General features: G+C 62.7%; 23 protein-coding genes. 13 read left to right on the top strand and 10 right to left on the bottom strand.

Features of this window, described 5'->3' with window-relative positions; translation table 11 throughout:
- Positions 1-9 precede the first annotated feature (9 nt).
- The 4 genes from JQ597_RS04030 (at position 10) to JQ597_RS38220 (ending at position 5,377) form a co-directional block, all read left to right on the top strand.
- A complete protein-coding gene (locus tag JQ597_RS04030) occupies positions 10-1,905 on the top strand; it encodes an acyltransferase family protein (protein ID WP_212262935.1) in 1,896 nt (631 codons plus the stop codon).
- Positions 1,892-2,896, top strand: a complete 1,005-nt coding sequence (locus JQ597_RS04025; protein ID WP_212262934.1) for a glycoside hydrolase family 26 protein — start codon at positions 1,892-1,894, stop codon at positions 2,894-2,896. Before JQ597_RS04030 ends, JQ597_RS04025 begins: the two co-directional genes overlap by 14 nt.
- 169 nt (positions 2,897-3,065) lie before the next feature.
- Positions 3,066-4,067: a glycosyltransferase family 2 protein gene (locus JQ597_RS04020; protein ID WP_212262933.1), complete on the top strand. Its 1,002-nt coding sequence runs from the start codon at positions 3,066-3,068 to the stop codon at positions 4,065-4,067.
- Positions 4,064-5,377 (top strand): O-antigen ligase family protein, encoded by a 1,314-nt coding sequence (locus JQ597_RS38220; protein WP_212262932.1) that lies wholly within the window; start codon positions 4,064-4,066, stop codon positions 5,375-5,377. The genes JQ597_RS04020 and JQ597_RS38220 overlap by 4 nt, the downstream gene beginning before the upstream one ends.
- A gap of 66 nt (positions 5,378-5,443) precedes the next feature.
- Here the strand turns inward: JQ597_RS38220 and JQ597_RS04010 are convergent, their stop codons facing one another.
- Positions 5,444-6,535, bottom strand: a complete 1,092-nt coding sequence (locus JQ597_RS04010; protein ID WP_212262931.1) for a glycosyltransferase family protein — start codon at positions 6,533-6,535, stop codon at positions 5,444-5,446.
- A 261-nt stretch (positions 6,536-6,796) separates the two neighbouring features.
- On the opposite strand from JQ597_RS04010, the gene JQ597_RS04005 reads away from it, so the two are divergent.
- Positions 6,797-7,735: a hypothetical protein gene (locus tag JQ597_RS04005; protein ID WP_212262930.1), complete on the top strand. Its 939-nt coding sequence runs from the start codon at positions 6,797-6,799 to the stop codon at positions 7,733-7,735.
- Between the two features lie 13 nt (positions 7,736-7,748).
- On the top strand, positions 7,749-8,945 hold the full coding sequence (locus JQ597_RS04000; protein WP_212262929.1) for a GNAT family N-acetyltransferase: 1,197 nt from the start codon (positions 7,749-7,751) through the stop codon (positions 8,943-8,945).
- A gap of 134 nt (positions 8,946-9,079) precedes the next feature.
- Here JQ597_RS04000 and JQ597_RS03995 read toward each other — a convergent pair whose 3' ends face one another.
- Positions 9,080-9,391, bottom strand: coding sequence for a hypothetical protein (locus tag JQ597_RS03995; protein ID WP_212262928.1), 312 nt, complete (start codon positions 9,389-9,391; stop codon positions 9,080-9,082).
- Positions 9,392-9,457: 66 nt separating this feature from the next.
- Between JQ597_RS03995 and JQ597_RS03990 the strand changes: the two genes are divergently transcribed.
- A complete protein-coding gene (locus JQ597_RS03990) occupies positions 9,458-10,312 on the top strand; it encodes a protein-L-isoaspartate O-methyltransferase family protein (protein WP_212262927.1) in 855 nt (284 codons plus the stop codon).
- A 35-nt stretch (positions 10,313-10,347) separates the two neighbouring features.
- Here JQ597_RS03990 and JQ597_RS38025 read toward each other — a convergent pair whose 3' ends face one another.
- The 4 genes from JQ597_RS38025 to JQ597_RS03975 all read right to left on the bottom strand — a co-directional run bounded on the left by JQ597_RS38025 (position 10,348) and on the right by JQ597_RS03975 (position 12,868).
- Positions 10,348-10,479: a hypothetical protein gene (locus JQ597_RS38025; protein ID WP_283813387.1), complete on the bottom strand. Its 132-nt coding sequence runs from the start codon at positions 10,477-10,479 to the stop codon at positions 10,348-10,350.
- A gap of 81 nt (positions 10,480-10,560) precedes the next feature.
- Positions 10,561-11,160: an NAD(P)H:quinone oxidoreductase gene (wrbA, locus tag JQ597_RS03985; protein ID WP_212262926.1), complete on the bottom strand. Its 600-nt coding sequence runs from the start codon at positions 11,158-11,160 to the stop codon at positions 10,561-10,563.
- 186 nt (positions 11,161-11,346) lie between these two features.
- Positions 11,347-12,045, bottom strand: coding sequence for a pirin family protein (locus tag JQ597_RS03980; protein WP_212262925.1), 699 nt, complete (start codon positions 12,043-12,045; stop codon positions 11,347-11,349).
- A 70-nt stretch (positions 12,046-12,115) separates the two neighbouring features.
- A complete protein-coding gene (locus tag JQ597_RS03975; RefSeq protein WP_212262924.1) occupies positions 12,116-12,868 on the bottom strand; it encodes an SDR family NAD(P)-dependent oxidoreductase in 753 nt (250 codons plus the stop codon).
- A gap of 72 nt (positions 12,869-12,940) precedes the next feature.
- On the opposite strand from JQ597_RS03975, the gene JQ597_RS03970 reads away from it, so the two are divergent.
- The 3 genes from JQ597_RS03970 (at position 12,941) to JQ597_RS03960 (ending at position 16,203) form a co-directional block, all read left to right on the top strand.
- Positions 12,941-13,999: a hypothetical protein gene (locus JQ597_RS03970; RefSeq protein WP_349628778.1), complete on the top strand. Its 1,059-nt coding sequence runs from the start codon at positions 12,941-12,943 to the stop codon at positions 13,997-13,999.
- 41 nt (positions 14,000-14,040) lie between these two features.
- Entirely contained in the window at positions 14,041-14,952 is a 912-nt protein-coding gene (locus tag JQ597_RS03965) for a LysR family transcriptional regulator (RefSeq protein WP_212262923.1), read from the top strand.
- Positions 14,953-15,213: 261 nt separating this feature from the next.
- Positions 15,214-16,203, top strand: coding sequence for a Bug family tripartite tricarboxylate transporter substrate binding protein (locus JQ597_RS03960; protein WP_212262922.1), 990 nt, complete (start codon positions 15,214-15,216; stop codon positions 16,201-16,203).
- Between the two features lie 9 nt (positions 16,204-16,212).
- Here JQ597_RS03960 and JQ597_RS03955 read toward each other — a convergent pair whose 3' ends face one another.
- Positions 16,213-18,840, bottom strand: coding sequence for an autotransporter outer membrane beta-barrel domain-containing protein (locus JQ597_RS03955; RefSeq protein ID WP_212262921.1), 2,628 nt, complete (start codon positions 18,838-18,840; stop codon positions 16,213-16,215).
- Positions 18,841-19,125: 285 nt separating this feature from the next.
- On the opposite strand from JQ597_RS03955, the gene JQ597_RS03950 reads away from it, so the two are divergent.
- Entirely contained in the window at positions 19,126-20,106 is a 981-nt protein-coding gene (locus JQ597_RS03950) for a helix-turn-helix transcriptional regulator (protein ID WP_212262920.1), read from the top strand.
- A 239-nt stretch (positions 20,107-20,345) separates the two neighbouring features.
- Positions 20,346-20,714: a hypothetical protein gene (locus tag JQ597_RS03945; RefSeq protein WP_212262919.1), complete on the top strand. Its 369-nt coding sequence runs from the start codon at positions 20,346-20,348 to the stop codon at positions 20,712-20,714.
- Here JQ597_RS03945 and JQ597_RS03940 read toward each other — a convergent pair.
- From JQ597_RS03940 to JQ597_RS03930, 3 genes are all read right to left on the bottom strand, one after another.
- A complete protein-coding gene (locus tag JQ597_RS03940) occupies positions 20,711-21,196 on the bottom strand; it encodes a YbaK/EbsC family protein (RefSeq protein ID WP_212262918.1) in 486 nt (161 codons plus the stop codon). The two genes, JQ597_RS03945 and JQ597_RS03940, sit on opposite strands and share 4 nt — an antisense overlap.
- Before the next feature lie 98 nt (positions 21,197-21,294).
- Complete coding sequence (locus JQ597_RS03935; RefSeq protein ID WP_212262917.1) at positions 21,295-22,044, bottom strand: haloacid dehalogenase type II; 750 nt, start codon at positions 22,042-22,044, stop codon at positions 21,295-21,297.
- Positions 22,045-22,146: 102 nt separating this feature from the next.
- Positions 22,147-22,533 (bottom strand): GNAT family N-acetyltransferase, encoded by a 387-nt coding sequence (locus JQ597_RS03930; protein WP_212262916.1) that lies wholly within the window; start codon positions 22,531-22,533, stop codon positions 22,147-22,149.
- Positions 22,534-22,780: 247 nt separating this feature from the next.
- On the opposite strand from JQ597_RS03930, the gene JQ597_RS03925 reads away from it, so the two are divergent.
- The gene (locus JQ597_RS03925) at positions 22,781-23,179 is read left to right on the top strand and encodes a PaaI family thioesterase (protein WP_249136208.1); all 399 of its coding nucleotides are present in this window, start codon (positions 22,781-22,783) and stop codon (positions 23,177-23,179) included.
- Positions 23,180-23,217: the final 38 nt, after the last annotated feature.

The raw sequence follows: 23,217 nt of genomic DNA, 5'->3' as shown, positions 1-23,217 counted from the left end.
GGCTCGGCAATGAAGTACCGCGCTGATATCGACGGGCTGCGGGCCCTCGCTGTGGTTCCGGTGGTTCTTTACCATGTCGGTGTACCCGGATTCGCAGGCGGCTTCGTCGGCGTCGACATCTTCTTTGTCATCTCGGGTTATCTGATCTGCGGCATGATCGATGCGGATATCCGCAACGGATCGTTCTCGCTCGGAAATTTCTACAAGCGCCGGATCCTGCGAATCCTGCCGGCGCTGTTTGTGATGTTCCTGGTGACAAGCATTTTTGCCTACATCTATTTGCTGCCGGCCGAACTGATCGGCTATTCCAAGAGTCTTGCCAGCGCCATTGGCTCGATTTCCAACGCCTATTTTGCCCAGACCGCCGGATATTTCGATGCGCCGGCCGAAACAAAGCCTCTGCTGCATACCTGGTCGCTTAGCGTGGAGGAGCAGTTCTATTTCATCGCGCCGTTGTTGATGCTGTTTGTCTATCGCTGGGTCCCGAAGGGCGCCAAATTTTTGTTCGCGGTTGTCGCTGTGCTGTCGTTTGCCGCTGCCATCGCCATGAGCACGAGAAATCTCACCTTTACATTCTATCTCACGCCTTTCCGCGCCTGGGAGTTGGCGCTGGGTGCGATGCTGGCGGTCAAATTTATCCCGGTGCCGGAAACCAGATTCTGGAAGAACATTTGCGGCGGAGCCGGGCTGCTACTGCTGCTCGGCGTGATCCTGCTTGGATCGGCATCAGTGCCGCTTCTCCTGATGACGTCGCTCGCCTGCCTCGGCGCGGTGCTGGTGATCGCTTCCAGCGAGAGCGGGGCATCGATGGCCGGACGATTGCTGTCGCTGCCGCCTCTCGTAGCGATCGGGCTGATATCCTATTCGCTCTATTTGTGGCATTGGCCGCTGATCGTGTTCCAGCGCACCGACATGGTGTTCGGCGCGGAATCGGCAGCATCGACCAAACTGACGTTGATCACGCTGTCAGTGGGGCTCGCCTATCTGTCGTGGAAATTGGTCGAACTGCCGTTCCGTTCGATGGCGCGGGAGACATCGAAGGGGGCCGTCTTCGGCGCCGCATCAGCCGCGATCGGCTCGACGTTCGCGCTGTGCGCGCTGGTATTCTTCGCGAGTGGCGCGCCATACCGCTTTCCGCAACGCGTCGTGGATATCGGTGCTTATCTTGCCTACGATTCGTCCGCCGCGTTCCGGACCGGACGCTGCTTCATATCGGCCAACCGCCAGCGATTCGACGCCGAAACCTGCCTGAAACTGGATCCGGCGCGGCCGAACTATCTGCTCATTGGCGACAGCCATGCTGCGCACCTCTGGTCCGGGCTGTCCGTCGCCATGCCGCAGGTGAATATCCTGCAGGCAACGGCAAGCGAATGCCGCCCGGCTGTTCCGGCGGGGGCTCGGGTCGAAATGAAAGCCTGTCGCGATCTGATGGAACTCGCGTTCAATGATTTCCTCGTCAACAACCACGTCGACAAGGTCATTCTCTCCGCGTCATGGAAGGATGAGGATCTGCCGAACCTGTCGGCCACGCTGGATACCCTGAAATCCAGAGGGGCCGACGTCATCGTGCTTGGACCGATCGTCGAATACGATGCCCCTCTGCCGCGGCTCCTGATCGACGGGATTTTGCGCGACCATCCGTCCCTTGCCAGCACAAGGCGCATACCCGGAATTCGCGAGCGCGATCTCGCCATGGGCGCTTTGGTAAAGGCTCGCGGCGCGACCTATTCATCCGTCTACGATGCGGTCTGCCGGGATGGTCGTTGCGACGAGTTCGTCGAAGCCGATATTCCGATGCAGTTCGACGCGGGCCATCTCACCGACAAGGGCGCAGCCGAGGTCGGCCGAAGGCTATCTGCTGTCTTCGGCAACAAATTGACAAGGACGTCTAATGTTTCGAACTGACCGCCCCGCGCCTCGCCGCCGGGTGGGCCTCAAGCGCCTGGTATTTTTCCTGGTGGCCTTTGTCTTGAGCCTGCTGTTGCTGGCCCGCGTCGACACCAACGCCGCTCCGCGCGTCAATTCGAGTCCTGTCAATTCGAGTCCTGCAAAATTTGCCGGCGCGTTCGTCGATTGGGGTCCCGTTGGGCGCGAGCATACCCTGCAGACCTGGGAAAAATGGCTGAAACAACCGCCATCGTCGGTGGTGGGCGTTGATTTCTACGGCCAGGCGAATTGGGAAGACTTCCATAAACTGACCTGGGTTCCCGGCATCTGGAAGAAGCTCAACCCGTCGCGGAATGTCGTCTGGTCGGTGCCGCTGACCGTTCCGGGAACGCCGCTCGCCGACGTCGCCAACGGCTTGCACGACGGCGAGTTCGAGGCGGCGGCGCGTGCGATCGCCGATGCACAGCCAAGGGCGATCATCCGTCTCGGCTGGGAGATGAATCTGTCCCAGATGGCGTGGTTCGCCAAGGATCATGAAGCCGATTACATCGCGGCGTTCCGGCGCGTGGTCCGAATCTTCCGGCGCCACTCCAGCGAGTTCAAATATGATTGGTGTCCGGGATGGGGAACGCAGGATACGCCGGCGGACCTGGCCTATCCGGGCGACGATGTCGTCGACTACATCGGTCTGGATATCTACGATTTCAAACATGAGGGCTCGCCGGAAGAGCGTTGGAACGCCTTCTATCTCAAGGCTCCGTTTGGCCTGGAATGGCACCGCGACTTTGCCGCCAGGCATGGCAAGCCGATGAGCTATCCCGAATGGGGCGTCGGCAATTTCGGCGACAATCCATACTTCATTCAGCAGATGCACGACTGGTTCGTGAAGCATCGGAACAACATCGCCTACGCGGCCTATTTCGACGTCGACGGATTGTGGCCCACGCGAATCTCCAACGGGCAGTTTCCCAAATCCCAGAAGCTGTTCGGCAAGCTGTTCAGCCGCTGAGCCCGGAGCCTGAACCTGATTTAATTCAAACTTAACCCCGTCCATTAACCGTCGGGAACAATTCGGCACCACCAGGCATCCTGTCGGACCGGATATTGCAGCAATGCTCTTGTATCGTCTGGACCCATAGCAAACGTCATGCGCCAGAGTTTGAACGGATTGCCCGCCGATGGAAACCGCTGACACCATGCCGAACGCAGCCCGCGCCCTGGCGGCGATCTCGCCTTCCCTCGATCCTTCTTCAATCGGGATCGTCGTCTGCATTCCCTGCTTTCGCCGGCCGCAGCATCTGCGGCAGACGCTGGAATCGCTGGCCAGCCAGCGCACCGGCCACCGCTTTGCGGTGGTCATGGTCGAGAACGATGCGTTGCGGAGCGAGAGCGTTCCGGTTGCGACCGAATTCCTGGCATCGAACAAGCTCCCCGGTCTCTGCGTGGTCGAGCCGCGCCAGGGCAATTGCCATGCGATCAACGCCGCGTTCGAGACGGCGCTGGCAACCTTCCCGGCAGCGGCAAGTTTCCTCATGATCGACGATGACGAAATTGCCTCGCCGGACTGGCTGGAGCGCATGATATTGACGGCCGAAGCCACCGGGGCCGACATCGTCGGCGGGCCGGTCATGCCCGACTTCGATGACGCGCGAAAGCGCGGGCTGCGTCGTCATCCGGCCTTCGCCCCGGCCTACGACACGTCAGGGCCGGTTCCGGTGATTTATGGCTGCGGCAATTGCCTGATCAGGCGCTCGGTGTTCGAGCGCGTCGACGCCCCGGCGTTCGATCTGCGTTTCAATTTCCTCGGCGGCGGCGACACCGATTTCTTTTACCGCTGCCTCCGCCTTGGCATGCGCTTTCACTGGGTGGCGGAGGCCACGATCAGCGAGACGGTGCCACCGAGCCGGACCAAGCTGAGCTGGCTGATCAGCCGCGGCCTGCGGATCGGCGCGATCAATTATCACGTCCAGCGCAAGGCGACGCCGACACTCTGGCTGCGCGCCAGGCTGACGCTCAAATTGCTGGCGGCGTTTCCGCTGTCGTTTCTCCAGGCCGCGCGGGCTGCCCTGATCGAGCGCGACCGCATCATTGCGATGCATCCCATGACGGTAGCGATCGGTAGCGTGCTGGCGGCGGTCGGCATCGAACCTCAACCCTACAAGGCCTCGAAGATCACGTGAGCCAACTCGCCATCACGTCTCAGCTTCGTATCGTCGCAGGAGGGGTTTGGCGGCAGCAAGTGCTGGATGTCGTCCGCTGCGCCGCGTTCGTCGGAGCGCTGGTGCTGGCATGGATTTCCTTGCGGCCGTTCGCCGATCTCGGCGAAATACAAATCGGTGAAGTCAGTACCGGCAATGAGGCGCCGACCTATCTGGTGTTCGGCGGCCTTGCAGTGCTGATGATTGTGCTCGCGGCGCGTGACAACATGCGCGGGCTGGCGACTTTGCTGACGCCATCGTTCCTGCTGTTTGCCGGATGGGTCTGTGTGACGGTGGTTTTGTCGGTCGATCCTGCCACGTCGATGCGGCGGTTTGTTTTGACGGCGTGCGTTATCGCTGTGACGTCGACCATGCTGCTGCTGCCGAGATCGCAAAACGAGCTGATGCGGTTCCTCAGTATCGCGGCGCTGATCCTGCTCGCGGTCTGTTACCTCGGAATCCTGCTGGCGCCGCAATTTGCGATCCATCAGGCAACCGACCCGCAGGAGCCGCTTCTTGCCGGCGACTGGCGCGGTGCCTTCGGTCACAAGAACGTGGCCGCCGGCGTGATGGCGATGCTGCTGTTCCTGGGGATCTACATCGCGCGTTCCGGCGCACTTCTGTCCGGCGCGGTCATTATCGGCCTTAGTTCGTTGTTTCTGTTTCATGCCGCCGGCAAGAGTTCGCTGACGCTGTGCTTCGCCGTGCTGCTTTTGACCTCGCTTACTTCTGTGTTTCGCTCGTTCTGGGTGCGGGCGATCCTGCTCCTGACGCCGCTGCTGTTGCTGAACATGCTCAGCGTCGGCACCGTCATGAGCGATGGCCTGGCTGCGGTCGCCAAGCTGCTGCCGCTGGATTCGACCTTCACCGGCCGTACCGACATCTGGAATTTCGCGCTGGACGCGCTGCGGCAGCGGCTGGCAACCGGCTATGGCTTCGTCGCTTTCTGGGGCAGCAAGGCGTTCGAGGATTTGCCAGCGGGCAAGGAATGGGCCGCGTTCGCGGCACACAGCCACAATGGTTATCTCGATACCGCGCTCGGCATGGGCCTGCCCGGACTGATCCTGCTCATCGTGGTGCTGGTGATCGTGCCGCTCCGGAATTTCCAGCAAGCCGATCAGGGCGGCAATAACGGTCCGCTGGCGATGGCGCTGTTGCGCATCTGGCTGTTCGGACTTTACTTGTCGGCGATGGAGAGCTTCTTCCTCGACCGCGCCGATCCCCTGTGGTTCACCTTCCTGGTGGCGGTGTTCGGCTTGCACTTTCTGGCGCGATTTCGTGTCCGGGAGTGAGGCTCAAAGCGTTTTCCAGCGAAGTGGGCACCGGTTCGCGTCAAGAAAACGCGTCAAATCAAGAATCTAGAGCTGCGCGCGAACCGCGCTCGCGACGTCCTGCCACCACCCATCGAAGTCGAACGCGGCCTGCACCGGCGGCCGTTTCAGCGCGGCAACGATGCCATCGGCGTAGGTGTCCGCGCTCGATCCCCGCGGCACGAGCACGATGGCGCCGCGATCGATCAATTCCTTGAAGCGCAGATGATGGTCGAATTCGTCAGGCATCTCGGGGCCGGTTACGATCAGCGGCCGGCCGGCCTGCACGCAGGCAAGAACGCTGGAGCGGCGCGCAGTGAGACCTTCATCGAGCGGATAACAGAACCCGTCGACCGCGCCGAACAGCCCGAACACCTCGTGATCGGAGGCGACAAAACCGGATACGATCACATCATCGGCGATCCCGAGTTCCGCGGCGCGGGCGTGGAATTCCTCCTCGACGTTGTCGGTGCCGCGGATGAAGGAGCCGACATAGACGATTAGCGGCCTCAGCCCACGCTGCTTCAGGATCGCGCCGATCTCCAGCAGCGCATTGGGTTGCTTGGCCGGATAGATCGAACCGAAATGACCGATCACCAGCCGTCCATCCTGCCTTGCAGCCGTGAGACGCCGGCGCAATTCCGAATCCGCCATCCCTGCAGGCGCCTCGATGTTCGGCGGCAGCGGGGCCAGCACGAGTTTTTTCGCGGTCCAGCCCACCAGGGAATCCTCGGCGAGTTCCCGTCGCACCAGCGGCGAGAACATGACGATGGTGTTGGCGAGCACGAGAGCCGGGATATAGGTGATCCGGCGCAGCCAATGCAGCCCGGCCCATTCGTGCTGAATCAGGACAGTTTTGCGCCGGCGCAGCCGCGCCATGGCCATCGCCAGCAGCGGCGCGAACATCACGCGCTTCCAGGCCACGATCGGAAAGTTGCAGACCACGCTCCGTGCGGAGCCGACGGCGCGCCAGATATCGGTGAATGACCCTTCCGATCGCGTCAGGGTTAACGTCGTGCAGCTGCCGGGTTCAGCCTTTTCGATCCACTCTCCCAGCAATCGCGTGAATTGCCCGACGCCGCACTGCATTTGCGGTCCCGCGCCGAGAAACAGCGCCCGATATTGCGGTTCTGAAGCCATCGTGGGGATCGCCGGTGCTTTCTAAGGTAGACCAGCGTTAGCCATACATCCCAGACATTATCGTCCGGTAAGCGGGTGCGACACCCCTGCGGCATCCTTCTTGCCAGTTAGAGCGTGAAGGTTGTCCGGCCGTCTCATAACGGGACATCGGATGATCGACGGCGTGGCAGCCATCTGAGATTTCGGGACAGCGTGCGGGACGCAGCCGAAATCGGTCGTCATCCGGGCGAAAAAAATATTTGGTAAAAAAGGAGTTGGACGATGGCAGCAGATCGCATTTTCAGCAATTGGGACGACACCCATTCGGTGCTGTGGGGACACGCACCCATCCGGCTTGCGCACAACATGCACAAGTCGCCGTTGTTCTCGATGGATCATCTTGCCGAACTGATCGAGCACTATCCGCGCGAGCACTACAGCCTGATGCAGACCGGCGTGAAGGAAGGCAAGCGTATTTGGCGGCAGGGCGATATCGGCAATTTCAGCGGTCGTCAGGTCATCGACGCGATTTCCAGGGGCGACCTTTGGCTCAACCTGCGCATGGTTTCGGATATCGACTCGCGCTACAGCGACCTGCTGGCCCAGATGTTCACCGAAATCGGCGAGAAGGTCCCGCACTTCGCGCTGCCGCACCAATACAACGCCGGCATTCTGATCTCGGCGCCGAAGGCGCAGGTTCACTACCACGCCGATCTTCCCGGCCAGAGCCTGATTCAAATCGCCGGCCGCAAGCGCGTCCATATCTATCCGTCGAACCCTCCCTTCGTGACTCCGAAGAACCTCGAGGACATCCAGCTGTTCGAGCTCGAACTCGATATGCCCTATCACGAATGGTACGATCGCTATGCAACGGTGCTCGATCTCGAGCCCGGGCAGATGCTGAACTGGCCGCTGAACGCGCCGCATCGCGTCGACAATCTCGGCACCGTCAACATCTCCATGACGGTGGGTTACGAGAATGAAGAGATCAGGCGGACCCGGATCGTCAATCTGGCCAACGGTCTGTTGCGCAATCGCTTCGGATATACGCCCAAGAGCCGTTCGCTCAAGGGTCCGGCGTTCTGGGGCAAGGCGGTGATGCAGAAGGCGTTGCGCAACACTTCCTGGGTCAAGCGCGAGCGCAAGGCGCGCAACGAGATCGAATTCCGGCTCGACCACGACCATCCCGAGCAGGTGGTCGATCTTTCCAAGGCGGCATGAAGGCGGCTTGATCGTGACGACACTGACGAACGGCGCAGTACGGCACGTGGGGCGGAACCGCACGTCGCAGGTTGCGGCGTTCTCCGTGGAATTCGACAATTGGGATACCGTCGCAGGTAACTGGGACGGTGCGTATCGTCGTGGACAGGCGACCATCTTCCAGCACGGAAAGTGGCTCGCAGCATGGTATGGCGCGTTCGCCGGACAGCCCGGTATCGAGCCATTCATTGCAACCGTCAGGGATCGTGCGACAGGGGAAGTCGCACTGCTTCTGCCGCTGATCAGGCGCAAGCTGAAGCGCATTTGCGTCGTGGAGTTCGCCGACCTCGAACTGACCGATTACAATGCGCCGCTGCTCGGTCCGGCCGCGCCGCGCGAACCTAAGGCGGCAGCCATCCTGTGGCGCGAGCTGCGGCTGGCGTTGCGCCGGCTGCCTGGCGGCGCTGATCTCATTCGATTCAAGAAAATGCCGCTCGATCTGCAGGGCGGGTCCAACCCGCTGGCGATGCTGGATGGAGCCGGGCCGTGCTCGCTGAACGGTAATCTCGTCACCACAGGCGAGGATTTCGATCAGTACAAGCGTTCGCTCAAGCGCGACGTCCGCAGGGTTCTCGAACGGAGCTGGCGCGCGTTTACGGCGTATCCTGCCGCTACATTCAAGATTGCAGGAGAGAACGACGAAGCCTTGCGCGTGCTTGCCGCCCTGGATGCGCAACAGAGCGCCCGCATGCAGCATCTCGGAGTGAACTTCGTTCTCGGCGACGGGGCCTGTGCCGAATTCTATCGAAACCTCGTGCGTGATGGCGTCGGCGATGGCTATGCCGTGTTGTCGGCGCTGACGGTCGGCGAGGAAGTCGTCGCGACCTTGCTCGGCGTTCGTAGCGGCCCGCGCTATGTCATGCTGCGGGTCAGCAATGCCGGCGACAAATGGTCGGCTTGTTCGCCGGGCCGGCTGGTCATCGAACGTACCATGGCCGCCTTGCACAGGGACGGCGTGCGCGAGTTCGATTTCAGCGTGGGCGACTATGACTATAAACGGCGTTTTGGCGTGACGCCGCTGCCGCTGGTCGACATCAGCGCCGCCTTGAGCCTGCGCGGATTGCCTTACGCATTGCGCGACCGCGCCGCGCGCGAGCTGCGCAAGCATCCGAAGCTCGGCGCCTATCTGAAGCGGGCGCCCGCTAAACCCTCGCCGCGCGAAGAGAACTGATGCGCTGTGGCAAGAACGCCACGCTCGTGCAAATCTGTCACACTCGGCAGGATTGTGCGGCTGTTCTACCTGTGTTCGCAAGAGTTCATGATCGCGTTTACGGCAGCGGCGTATGCTGATGGTCGGGTCAAGGGCTACAGCTGAATGCTTCCGTGGGGAGTGCCGACATGCCAGCCTATATCCACCATCACGACGACATCGAGCCGGCTTTCGTCATTTGTCCGAGCTGCATCGGGATTCCGATGTTTGTAAGGGACGTCGAGCCGCATTGGAGCATGGCGAAGATCGACTTCACCTTTGAATGCGCCGACTGCGGCGCCGAAGTTCGCCAGACCATGGTCAAGCCACAATTGCAGCATTAGCGCCGTTTCATTCCGATTGGACTTGGAACGCATATCGCGATCCCGTTTCGCCGTGATGGCGGCGCTTCCCGGCTTTTTGCCCATCGTGCGGAGCTTCCTGCATGCGACAGCCTCGAATAGGATCGAGCATCGCAATGCCGGAAGTTGATCATGCAAGAGCGGTCGGAAAATCTGCATTCATTCTACGCCAGCCTTGTCTGCGCCGCAGCCAAGGTCCGGGATTCCCGGATTGAACAGGCCTTTCGCGCGGTAAAGCGTGAACCGTTTGTGGGGCCGGGGCCCTGGCTGATCACGCTCGGCGCGCATGATTACGTGACGACCCCGAATGATGATCCGGCATTTATCTATCAAAATACACTGGTCGCGCTGGATAGCGCGCAACGTCTCAATATCGGAATGCCCAGCGCTCATGCCTACTGGCTCGGTGCCTGCGAATTAAAGGAAGGCGAGATTGTCCTGCAGGTCGGCGTGGGTACGGGGTACTACACAGCTATCCTCGCACAACTCGTCGGACCGAGTGGTCAGGTGCACGCCTATGAGATTGACGAAGGCCTGGCGGATCGCGCGCGCGGCAATCTGAAAGACCTGCCACAGGTAAATGTTCAGTCTAAATCGGGCATTGCGGCGGATTTGCCGAAAGCGGATTTGATCTACGTTTGTGCCGGTGCAGCCCAACCAGCCAAAGTGTGGCTCGATGCATTGCGTCCCGGTGGCCGGCTGTTGTTTCCGCTGGCGCCCGAAGGCGTGCTGGGAGGGATGCTGTTGGTCAAACGTCCCAGTCAGAGCGCGGCTTGGCCAGCGATGTTCTTTGGCCGGGCCCAGTTCATCGGCTGTGTCGGCCTTCAGGACGAGGATGCCGGCCGCCGTTTGACGGAGACGTTTCTGCACGGCTGGGAACTCGTGCGGTCTCTCCGGCTCGATAACGCCGTCGACGATACCTGCTGGTTTGCGGGCGATGGCTGGTGGCTTTCAACGGCAGAAGTCAGCGCTGTCCACGAGAATTGATCCGCGCCTGGACCTGCCGCAGCGTCCCGCCGATTTCACGATTTAGTGCATTCCGGGCAGCGCCGCTGCCCGCGCGAGGCGCGGTAGAGACTGCGGCACCACCAGCGCCGTGCAATCGCCTGCAGCGGACGGCGCACCAGTTGAGCCATAAAGAGAAATTCGACCATCGCTAAATCCATCGTCCCTGATGGATAGCTAGGGCGGCAATCCAGAATGAGAATGCCGCCCATCTCGCATCAGCCATGCAGTTAGCTATGGAGTTTCTTGGCGGTCTCCGCGATCGCGCGTCCTTGATAGCGCGCGCCGGCGAGTTCGTTGTCGCTCGGCTGACGGCTGCCGTCGCCGCCGGTGATCGTGGTGGCGCCATAGGGCGCGCCGCCGGTGACTTCATCGAGCTTCATCTGGCCGGCAAAGCCATAGTTGAGGCCGACGATCGTCATGCCAAAGTGCAAGAGGTTGGTGATGATGGAAAACAGCGTGGTCTCCTGGCCGCCATGTTGCGTGGCGGTCGCGGTGAAGGCGCCGCCGACCTTGCCGTGCAGGGCGCCCTTGGCCCAGAGGCCGCCGGCCTGATCGAGAAAATTCGCCATCTGCGAGGCCATCCGGCCGAAGCGGGTGCCGGTGCCGACGATGATGGCGTCGTAATTGGCAAGTTCTTCGACCTTGGCGACGGGGGCCGCCTGATCGATCTTGTAATGCGAAGCCTTGGCGATCTCGGCGGGCACCAGTTCGGGCACGCGCTTGATATCGACAGTGGCGCCGGCTTCGCGCGCGCCCTCCGCGATGGCGTTCGCCATCGCCTCGATGTGACCGTAAGCGGAGTAATAGAGCACGAGTACTTTGGCCATGATGGCTCTCCTGAGTTTGTCGGTGGGTTGTTGATTGGGAGGTTGTCATTGCCGGGCATAGCCGTCTGAAGGACGGCGTCGCTTCCGCTCGCCTATACCCGGCAATCCATCGTCTTCGAAAGATTCTCGCGAAGCGGGATGGATGCGCGGGTCAAGCCCGCGCATGACGAGTTGTGTGTTTGGCGCCTACGCCGCGTCGACCAGCACCAGTTCGGAATCTTCCAGTGCCGTAATGGTCAGCCTGGCCTCATCGCGGATCGCGGCACCATCGCGGGCGTTGACGCGCACGCCGTTGACTTCGATGCTACCGGCCGCCGGCACCAGATAGAGATGGCGCGTCTTGCCGGCTTCGTATTCCGCGCTCTCGCCGGCCTTCAGCGTGGTGGCGAGCACGCGGGCGTCGGCGCGGATCGGCAGCGCATCCTTGTCGCCGGCAATACCGCTGGCGATGGTGACGAGCTTTCCGGAACGGTCCGACTTCGGAAACGGTTTGGCGCCCCAGGTCGGCTGGCCACCCTTGGTGGTCGGCTCGATCCAGATCTGGAAGATCCGGGTGTTGGTCGGCTCCAGATTGTACTCGGCATGACGAATGCCGGATCCCGCGCTCATCACCTGCACGTCGCCGGCTTCAGTACGGCCTTTGTTGCCAAGCGAGTCCTGATGGGTGATCGCGCCTTCGCGCACATAGGTGATGATTTCCATGTTGGCATGGGGATGGGCGGGAAAGCCGGTGTTGGGGGCGATCTCATCATCATTCCACACCCGCAGCGAGCCGTGACCCATATTGTCGGGGTCATAATGGCTGCCGAAGGAGAAGTGATGCTTTGCCTTCAGCCAGCCGTGGTCGGCGCCGCCGAGTTTTGCGAAGGGTCTGAGTTCGATCATGGGAATATTCCTTTGAAAGTGTTGGCGGGGGCCAGGCGCAACGCGCCCGGCCTCTGTTGGTTGGATTGGATCAGGCGCCGAAGCCGCCATCGACATTGAGCACGGTGCCGGTCACGAACGACGCGTCCGGGCTGGTGAGGAACACGACGCCGGCCGCGATCTCTTCGGCGGTGCCGTAGCGTTGCAGCGCGTGCTGCGTGCGCTGGGCTTCGGCGAAGTCGCCGCCGTCCTTCGGGTTCATGTCGGTATCGATCGAGCCCGGCTGCAGCACGTTCACGGTGATGCCGCGGGGGCCGAGGTCGCGCGATGCGCCCTTGCTGTAGCCGACGATCGCTGCCTTGGTGGCGGCGTAGTCGGCGAGGCCCGGGAACGAGGCGCGGGTCGCAATGCCCGAACCGATGGTGACGATGCGTCCGCCTTCGCCCATCAGCTTCGAGGCAGCGCGGATCGCGGTGACCACGCCATGCACATTGATCGCGTCCTGGCGCGCCAGTGCCGCGGTGTCGGCGTTGGCATCATCGACTGCGCCGCTGACGGCGACGCCGGCATTGTTGACGAGAATGTCGAGCCGGCCGAAGTGCTTGGCGACGTCATTCACCAATTGCTCGACCTCGAGAGACGAAGCCTGGTCGGCCTTGAAGGCGCGAGCTTCGACACCCCTGGCTTTCAATTCCTTGACGACGGCTTCGGCCTTGTCAGGGGAGGCGACATAGCTGATGGCGACGTTGGCGCCTTGATCCGCGAGGGCGCGGGCGCTGGCCGCGCCGATACCGCGCGAGCCGCCGGTGACGAGGGCAACCTTGCCCGAAAGTTTCTTGGCCATTGGATTTCTCCGTTGCTTGAATTCCGATGGCCATTGGATATGCCTCCCGATGTGGTATAGAAATAGAAACTATTGAAACACATTGTTTCTATTTATCATATAATGGAAAGACCGCCTGTGTCGGACATCCATATTTTCGACCGCCCAAGCCGCGGAATCGGCCTCCTGGACCGAACCGCCGGGCGGGTTGCCCAGACTGATGCCAAGTCACTCGGGCGCGAGCCACCGGGGGAGGGGCATGGCACCGTCATTCGGCGCCGTATGGAGGAGTTGCGCATGAACGCCGTTCGCCGCGGAGTATTGGGATTGATGGGAGCGCTGCTAGTGGCGGGACCGTCAGACGCTGGCGGCCGGACGCCGGCCTCGTCCGGTCAGGATGCCGCTGCGAAAGCGCGGCGATTGGCGGTGAAACCTCGCCACGTTGTTTGCTTCCTCTGCGCTGCGAACGGCCTGGCGAAGCTGTCGGACGCGGCTTCAATGGCGATCCGCGATTTCGCCACCGGCTTCAGCATCGACCACACCTATTCCCAGGACAAACCGGATCCGCGCATGAGCCGCTCGTTTGGGGTTTCTTGGGATCGCGTGCATCCCAATGCCCGCTCCAGCGCCGATGAGGACGCGGTGGAAAATCACCAATCGGTGCTGTACGTGCTGGGCCCGCCCATGACGTCGGAAACCACCATGGTCGTTTCCACCGGCGCCCTGATGCTCGTCCACCAGGTCATCAAGGCGGGGGCCACCGCCGTCAAGGGCGAGAGCGCCGGTGTCGCGCACAGCCTCGTCAGGTGGAACGAACTCATCCTTCAGGCCAGTGCCGCGCTGAAATCCGATGATGACTTCGCGTTGCGCCGCGTTTGCCGCCTGGCATTTGCCAAACGGCCGCTGGCCTCGGACGATTATCTGGAAAGCGTCGGTTTTCACCTCACCGGATTGCCCGAAGTGTTTGTGCCGAAGTCCCATGGCAGTGAACGCGAAGCCGTCGCGACCATGGATGCGGTCGCTGACGAGATCGCGCGGCAAGGACTGGAGGCAACGCTCAAGTCGCGGCGCGCCAAACTGTCCTTCGAGTCCGATTACGCGGAAGGCGATTTCAAATTCAATCCGTATGGTATCGTCAAGCTTGCATCCTGATTTCGGGCGAGGCTCGAATCCGATCTGACAAGGCGGGCCGAATGGCGAAGCTCCCGGATTTCGAAGCGCTCGCGATTTTTGCAAAGGTCGTGGAATTGCGGTCGTTTGCGGCGGCCGCAACCGAACTCGCGCTGTCCAAGGCCACGGTATCGAAGGCGGTGAGCCGGCTCGAGCAACGGCTCGGCGCGCGGCTGTTCAACCGCACCTCGCGGCGGCTAGCGCTGACCGATGCCGGCCAAAAACTGGCCGAACGCGCGACGCAGCTTCTGATCGACGGCGAGGCGGCAGAGAGCGAGACGTTGTCGCAATCGATGGCGCCGCGCGGGCTGGTGCGGCTCGCGGTGCCGATGACGTTCGGGGTCAAGGCGGTGGCGCCGCTATTGCCGGAATTCCTGAGCCAGTATCCGGAAGTCTCGATCGACCTGCATCTCAGCGACGCGACGGTGGATCTGATCGGCGAGGGCTTTGATGCCGGCCTGCGCATCGCGCGGCTGCCTGATTCTTCCCTGATCGCACGGCGGCTCTGCGCGATGCCGCGCTACACGGTGGCCGCGCCGTCCTATCTCAAGCGCCACGGCCGGCCGACGCATCCGATGCATCTCTCCCAGCACAGATGTTTCGGCTACGCCTATCTCTCGACGCCCGGCGTCTGGCACTACACCAACGCCGCTGGCGAGCAGGCCAGCGTGCGCCCGGCCGGGCAGCTTCGCGTCAACAATGGCGAGGCGGTGTTGCCGTCGGTGATTGCCGGGCTCGGCATCGCCGATCTGCCCGACTTCATCGTCGGCGATGCAATCGCCTCCGGCGAGGTCGAGGTGATCCTCAAGGGCTGGAAGCAGCCGGAAGGCGCGGTGCATCTGGTGACACCCCCCGGCGGCCCGCGCCCTGCCCGCGTCGAGGTGCTGGCGGAGTTTCTGATGAAGCATTTTGCCAAGGGGAAGAAGCGGACGTAGCGTTCACCCTCCCCTGGAGGGGGAGGGTCGTCGAGCACCGTGCGAAGCACGATGCTCGGCGGGGTGGGGTGATGTCTCAACTCGGGCACTGTTCGAGGGGAGAGACCTTCACCCCACCCCGTCTCACATTTCGCTACGCTCCATGTGAGTCGACCCTCCCCCTCCAGGGGAGGGTGAAAAAGAGCAGGCCCCTCGCAACGTCAGCAGCTTCACGCTAGGCTACCCCCAATAACCAAAACAATAACTCCGGGGGAAATGCCGATGAATCGCCGCGAACTTCTCAAAGCCGCCGCCGTGCTGCCGCTCGCGCAATCTGCGCTCTCGAATGCAGCCTTCGCGCAAGCCGCGTACCCCTCGCGCAACATCACCATGATCGTGCCGTTTCCGCCTGGCGGCCAGGCTGATCTCGCGGCGCGGCCGGTGGCGCAGGCGCTGGAAAAAATCCTCGGCAAGCCTGTGCTGGTCGACAATCGCGCCGGTGGCGGCGGCGGATCGGTCGGCAATGCGGCGGCGGCGCGCGCCGAACCAGACGGCTACACATTGTTGATGACGCTGTCGTCGCTGGCGGTGCTGCCGGAAGCCGACCGGCTGTTCGACCGCCCGGTGGCCTACGAAGTCTCGCAATTCGCGCCGGTCGCGCGCGTGCTGGCCGACCCCACGCTGCTGGCGGTGCCGGCCTCGGCGCCATGGAAGACGCTGCAGGATTTCGTCGATGACGCCAAAAAGCGTCCCGGCCAGATTCCTTACGGCTCGTCGGGCCCCTACGGTACGCTGCATGTGGCGATGGAAATGTTCGCGGCGAGCGCCGGCATCAAACTGCTGCACGTGCCGTTTCGCGGCGCCGCACCTGCGTTGACCGCGCTGCTCAGCGGCACGGTGCAGGCGGTGGCCTCGGCGCCGGGCACGCTGAAGCAGCAGGTCGACGACGGCAAGATGCGCGTGCTCGCGAACTGGGGCGCCGCGCGCATCGCAAGCTTTCCCGATCTGCCAACCTTCCAGGAACTCGGCTACAAGGACGTCGAGTTCTACATCTGGGCGGGATTGTTCGCGCAGAGCGCGCTGCCGGCGCCGATCATGACGCAGTTGCGCGGCGCGATGGCGCAGGCGGTGAAGGCGCCCGAGGTGATCAGGACCTTCGAGACCGCGGGCAGTCCGGTCGCCTACATGGACGCGCCGGAATTTGCAAAGTTCGTCACCGACGACAGCGCGCGGCTGGTCGCCGCGGTGAAGAAGATCGGCAAGGTGGAATAGGGGCCTGCCTCAGAATTCGCAGCGGATTGCGCCCCGCAATGTGTGCCGGTCAAGGCCCGGTGCGAACGCGCCCTCGTAGGAGGCCTTGAAAGACGTCGTGGCCGTGAGGTCCCACCGCGCCTCGACGCCGGTGAGCGCAGTGGTGCGGGCGCGTTCGACGCCGCTGATCGCGAATTGAATTCCTGGCGCGCCTTCGAAGGCCGCAAGCATGCCTGGCGCGTTGCCGGAAAACTCATGCCGCGCGCCGAGCGTGACGCCGAATTGCGCCGGAAGGCCATTCGCCATCACGGTTTGATGCGTCAAGCGCAGACCCGCGGTGCCGAACAGCGCGTCGAAGCCACCGGCCTGTACGCTCTGGTTCACGCCGGGTGCGCCGGTTTCGCTGAAGCCGTTCTGCCTCGTCGCATACCAGTCGAGGTTGGCAAAGGGCTCGGCCTTGAAGCCGCCGAACTGGAACGGCCGCGCGATGCCGAACGTGGCGGCAAGCGTGTTGGCACGGGACTGGCCGGCGGCGGTTTCTCCCAGGAACGAGATCGTGCGCGAGGATTCGAGCGCCGCGAAGGAATAGCTGATGGCCGATGCGACGTTGAACCCGAAGCTCTCGCCGCGCGCATAGAACCCGGCGTGGCCGGCATTGGCATCGATCCGTTCGGCGCGAACAGCCGACCGGATCTTGCCGGTCGATGCGCCGACTGCGAGGCCGGCCGTGAACCCGGGGCTGTTCCACAGATCGACACCGAGTGCGGCGCCGCCGATGCTAGTGTTGGTACCGAAGGCGATGTCGGTCGCGGCCACCCTGTCCCAATTGCCATAGCCGCCGAACCACACGCTCTGCGCCGGTGCGGCGCGGCGCGCGGCAAGCGCCTTGCCGATCGGGTCTGTCGGCTCCGGCGCGTAGGAAGACACCGACATCCGCACGGTCTCGCCGCGCGACTGGGTACCGGCGTTCCACATGAAATTCTGGAAGGCGTCGGCTTGATCGGTGGTGAAGCGGCGCCCATCGGCGTGAATTTGTCCGGCGAGATCGTCGAAACCGGCCTTGATGCTGAGCGTGTTGAGCGCGGCGAGCGTGTTGATGGCGGTGGAGAGTGGCCCGGACACACCGCCGAGTTGCGTCTGGTCAAGCGCGCCAGCCACGGCGGCCTGGTTCGGAGTCAAGCCAGACATCGACAGCGACAGCGTGCTGAAGCCTGCGATCTGCTGCAGCGTGAAATAGACATTGTTGGCGTCGTAGCTGAGCTGCCCCGACACCAGCGGCGCGGTCAGCGGCGCCAGCGATGCGAAGGTCCCGGTGACGCCGCCGGCCGCGGTGACGATCGTATATTGCGTGTTGGCGAGAAAGCCGGTGCCGAGCGGCACGATCTGCACGGTGCCGCCATTGAGGGTCGCAGTGCCGGTCGCGGCGATCTTGTCGGATTGTCCGGCGGCGTTGATTTCGACCTGATACGAGCCGGCGTTGAAGGTGACATTGCCGTTGACGTTGATGGTGCCGATTGAATTGCCGGGCGCGACCGTACCGAAGTTGTTGACGACGAGACCGCCGATCGTGCCGCTGCCGCCGAGATACCCGCCATGGACGGTGACGACGGATGGCAATGTGCCGTTCACGATCAGGCCGCCGGCTTCCACCGTCGTTGCGCCGTTGAAGGCGGTGGTGCCGGTCAGCGTCCAGACCGACGTGCCGGTTTTCCGCAGCAGTTCGAACTCATCATACTGCAGGCCGGTGCCGAGATTGCCGAGGTTGAACGTCGCGCTTCCGTTACCGCCAAATCCCAGCGTGTCGGTGCCGGTACCGCCAAATACAAGCCCGGTGATGGCGGATCCTGGCGCCAGCGTGAGCGAGTCCGCGCCACCCGACAAATTGATCGCGGTGCTGCCGCCGCCCGTGATCGTGCCCGAATTGAAGACGGTGTCGATGCCGGTCGATCCCGTGATTCCCACAGCGACGGTCCCGGAAATCGTACCGGCATTGTTGATCGTGTTGCCGCCGGCGCTGAGAAAAATGCCGTCAAAGCCGATGACGGATCCGCCAGCGAGCACATTGATTGAGTTTGAAGTCGATGTCCCGCCAACATATGCACCTTGCGCGCTGATGGCGTTACCGAACACAGTGCCGCCGACGTTGATGGTGTTGTTGCTGGAATCGAGAACGCCAATGGCAGGCCCGCCGATGCTCGTGGTCGCGACAAGCCCTCCGGCTGCAATCGATATCGTGTTGCTGGCGGAGCCGTTGAGGATCAGGATTCCACTGCTGCCGGCGTGCTGAATCGTTCCCTGATCATTGACATTCACCTGCGATGAGGAAGTATTTGAAAAAACAACCGCCGAAAAGGCGGCGGCTGGCGTAAGCGAAGCCGGGGCACCCCCCGTGCCGATATTGACCGTGACATTGGTCCTGCCCATAGCGTTGATGTTGTCGGTGTTGCCCAGGCCGGTGCAGGTCGCCACGTCGCCGGAGTCAAGTGCGCCGATAGCGCCGGTGCCGGCCACCGTGCAGGCGGCGTGCGCCGGGCCGGGTGCCAGCGCGAGCAGTCCCCCGAGCACGAGCGGCGCCAGCGTGGTGGTGACGAGCAGCCTGTTGCGCAAGATATTCGGCATCACGGCGTTTTGGGCGCGGGCCGGCATTCCAGTCAGCATCGATAATTCCTTCGTTGCAGTATCTGAACTGCTAGCGGGAACGTCGCGGCGCTTCTTGGAGCCGGGCGAAACGCATTATGGCTGAAGGCGCAGGACGCTGGTTTGTGCCGGCCTGTTGCGGCGATGACACGGACGGCCGGGCCGGCGGCGCGACGCGTTGCCGCACCGAATGGACTACAGCGCAAATTTCCATGGCCTGGCGCGCAACTGTGCTGGAAGACGTTGCGCCGGGCAGCCAACGCGATATTGGTGTTCCGTTACACGAGCCTGGAGACGCGCGCGCTTATGGCGGCCGACAGCCAATCGATCCGCGGCGCACCGCGCCTCGGCTATACCGGCGACCCGCATGGGCCTGCCTATGACGCCTGGCGGGAGGAGTTTTGCCGCCGCGTGATGTGCGGCGATGTCGCGCCGCTCGCGGCCGGGCCCGTGCGATGCGACGTGACCGCGGTGCCGCTGCCGGGTCTCAAGATGTCGGGGGCAGCAGGCTCGCCGATGCAGTTCGTCGCGACCGGCGCCGACCGCGACAGCGCGCTCGCCTTCGTGCTGGCCACGGCCGCGCCGATGCGCATCACGGTCGGTGGCCGGTCGGTCGATCTTGAACCGATGGGCACCGGCCTTGCCGATGCGGCGCATGAAGGTGCCGACGTCTCGCAGCTGGCCGAAGGGCGCTTCAAGTCGCTGTTCATCGAGCGCCGGACGCTGCTCGCCTACTGTCCCGATGCGGAAGATCGCATTGCGCGGCCGCTCGCGCCAAACCCCGCGCTCGCGGCGATGCTGCACCAATATTACGACCTCGCGGTTCAGCATGCCCCGGGTCTCGACGCACTGGCGCAGAGTGCCGTCTCGCAGCATCTTCTGGACCTGGTTGTCCTGATGCTGGGGACAGGACGCGACGAGACCGAACTCGCGCAAGACCGCGGCCTTGCGGCGGCTCGCCTGGAAGCGATCAAGGCCGACATTCTGTCGCGCCTCGGCGACGGCAGGCTCACGCTCGCCGACCTCGCGCAGCGCCACCGCGCCAGCCCGCGCGCCATCCAGATGCTGTTCGAACGCGCTGGTACCACGTTTTCGGAATTCGTTCTGGAGCAGCGGCTGATGCGGGCGGCACGGCTGCTGCGCGATCCGCTGCGCCGGGCGAGCAAGATCAGCGATATTGCCTATCTCTCCGGCTTCAACGATGTCTCGTATTTTCACCGGTCGTTTCGCCGGCGTTTTGGCATGACGCCGCTGGACGCGAAAATGCGGCGCTCGGAAAAAGAGTAGCAAGCTAGCGGTCCCTGTCCTGCATCACATGGCGATGCGACGTCGCGCAGTCGGGGCGCTCATGACGCGCTTTCCTCGACTGGTCGCCGCGGCGAGGGACATCGGAGGCGGAGTAGGGAACTCCATTCACATTTTTTTGTCTGAGCGAACGTTGGGTGGCCGCATTCATTGGAGAGTGTTTTGGGAGCGGTGCGAGTTGGAACCCGTATCGCCACACCACTCGAATGAAAGGACCGGACATGAAACGAGCGGACCCGGCCGTGCCACGCATCGGGCTCAGCCTTGCCCTCGCGATCGGAAGCGTTGGCGCCCTGCAATCAACAGCATTCGCCCAGGAATATAGGGGAACCTGGGAACAACAGATGGCCTGCACCCCCGACGTATGGCGACTGTGCAGCGATCAGGTTCCGGATGTCAGCCGGATCGTGACGTGTTTGCGGCAGAACACGCCGCAGCTCTCGAACAATTGCCGCGCCGTATTCGAATCGCAGGCGAATGCGCAACAGCCACCGGCCGGCCGGGCGCCACAACAGCAAATCGCGCCGCGCGGCCGTGCAGCACCACTGGTACAGCCCCAGCCGCCGAGACCCTACGACGACGACGATTAGGCCGTCGCTTCGCTTTCGGTTCTGACCTCGCAGACATCGACCCATTCGGCCGAGGTCAGTTCCGCCATGCGCGCGGGTGTGATGCGCACCGCGCTGTGCGTTGAGCCCGCCGCGGGAACCACGACATCGAACGCCTTCAACGACACGTCGCAATAGACCGGAAGCGGCGTCTTCAGTCCGAACGGACAGACGCCGCCGACTTCATGGCCGGTGATCTCGGCGACCTCGTCGAGTCCGAGCATCTTCGGCTTGCCGCCGAACAGCGCTTTCACCTTCTTGTTGTCCATCCGCGAGGTGCCGGCGGCCACGATCAAAACTACGCGTTCGCCGATCCGCAAACTGAGCGTCTTGGCGATCCGTGCCGGCTCGACACCATACGCCTCGGCCGCGAGCGCGACCGTTGCCGAACTCATGGTGGATTCGATCACCGAAATTTCAGGCGCCTTCTCGGCAAAGAAGGCGCGGACGGATTCAAGGCTCATGGGTCAGGACTTTCGGGTAGAGCGTTTTCCAGCGAAGTGGACACCGGTTCGCGTCAGGAAAACGCGTCTAATCAAGAATCTGGAGCCCCGTTCCGATTTCATCGGAACGGGGCTCCAGCTACCAGGTCGGGCAATTCGGCGAGCGCGCGGATGCGATGGTCGGGCTCGAGCCCGAGCTCGTCCATCTGGGTGCGGATCGCCTTGAACATCGTGAGCGGCGGGACGAGATCGGCTTTGCTGCAGGCCTGCGCCATCGCCTCCGGCGTGACCCGCTCGATCCAGGCGACGTTGAGCCCGAACGCCTTGGCGCCGCAGACGTCCCACGGGTTCGAGGAGATGAACAGGACCTCGTGCGGCGGAATGTGAAGCGTGCTTTCGATCAAGGCGTAGGCGTCCGGGCTCGGTTTGAATATTTTATTGGCGTCGACGCTGATGGTGGCATCGAGTACGCGGTCGAGGCCACTGTTCTTCACCAGCGCGCCCAGCATGTCCGGGCTGCCGTTGGAGAGAATGGCGAGCTTCTTGTTCCTCATCGCCGCGAGCGAGGCAAGCGCATCGGGATAGAGATCGAGACGCAGGTACTTGTCCATGATCCCGGCCAAATCAGCCTCGTCGTATTTCAGGCCGAGGCAGCGCAGCGTGTAGGCAAGGGATTCCCGCGTCACGACGGAGAAATCCTCATAGCGCCGCATCAGCGAGCGCAGCCAGGTATATTCCAGCTGCTTGATGCGCCAGACCTGGGTGATGATTTCGCCGTAACCGGGAAAGGCCTGTTCGGTGACTGACGCCACCGACTGGATGTCGTAGAGCGTGCCATAGGCATCGAACACGACGGCTTTGATAGTCACGGCATCACCCGTAAGCGGAAAATTGCGTGCTGGGTTGTATAGATCGCGGCGCCAGAACTAGCCAGCCCACGAGCGACGCGCGTTTTCACCGGTGCCATGCGCTCACGGCAGGTCGAAGGCCATGATGGTGCGCGCCCTGCCGAGATACTCGACTTCCTCGATCGGTCGCCATCCGCGCGAAGCGTAGTAGTTGGGTAGCGTGCCCGACGTGTAGAGATGGAGGCGACGAAAGCCGAGCTCCGCGGCATGATCGATCACGGCGTCTATCAGGGCGCCTCCGACACCGCCGCCGCGTTCCGCGTCGACGACGAATAGCTGTGCCAGCCAGGGCGAGAGCTCAGGTCGGATCGTCATTTCGCTGGCCAGAAAATTGACCGATCCGAGCAGCGCCGCGCCGCGCCTCGCGACCAGAACAGTAGGAAGCCCGGCCGAATGGGTGCTGGTACGAAGGAAGCGCTCGTATTCCCTTATCGATTCGAAGCCGGTCAATGGACCCCATAACTCGAATTGGAGTTTGGCGATCGACGCCGCAGGACTCGATTCTTCAGCAAGGCGTTTGATTTCGAACGAGGGCCTGTTCATGGTGCGGCGAGCGTTTCAGGAAAGCGTCAAACCGTCAAACTGGAAATGCGCTGCCTGGCTCATCTCTCTCTGCGTCGGTTACGACCGAGAAACATTGTGTGAGATGACGGACCAGATGTTCTCGTGTCATTGATCGTCATGATGGAGGGGTCGCTTGAGCGATGCGATAACAAACGTGCCGCCCGGCGCTCTGCTATTGGGACGCGAGTGGCTGGGGTTCGATGACGCCGGCGAGACAGCTTCGATCCGGTTCTTGGCGCAGCCATCCTTCACCAACAGGCACGGTACGATTCAGGGCGGCTTCCTGGCTGCCATGCTGGATTCAGCGACCGGGCTACGTGCCCTGGCTGCGCTCACCTCAAGCCAGACCGCGATTACCCGCAGTCTGGATACGCGGTTTCTCAAGCCCGCAAATGTCGGGCCTATTGTCGCCAGGGCAAAGGTCGTGGAGCGCACGGACCGGGAAATCGTCGTGGAAGCCGCGCTGGTCGATGCGCAGGGCGTGACGGTTGCCGAGGCCACGGCACGGCTGCGCGTGGTAGACAAGAAATAGCTGCCTCGGTTTGGACACGACGGCTTTGATATTCACGT

Origin of the sequence: Bradyrhizobium sp. AUGA SZCCT0177 (assembly GCF_018130125.1) — a bacterium.
Lineage (GTDB): Bacteria > Pseudomonadota > Alphaproteobacteria > Rhizobiales > Xanthobacteraceae > Bradyrhizobium.
The sequence above is the reverse complement of the archived record's forward strand: the minus strand, read 5'-3'. Positions and strand labels throughout refer to the sequence as shown.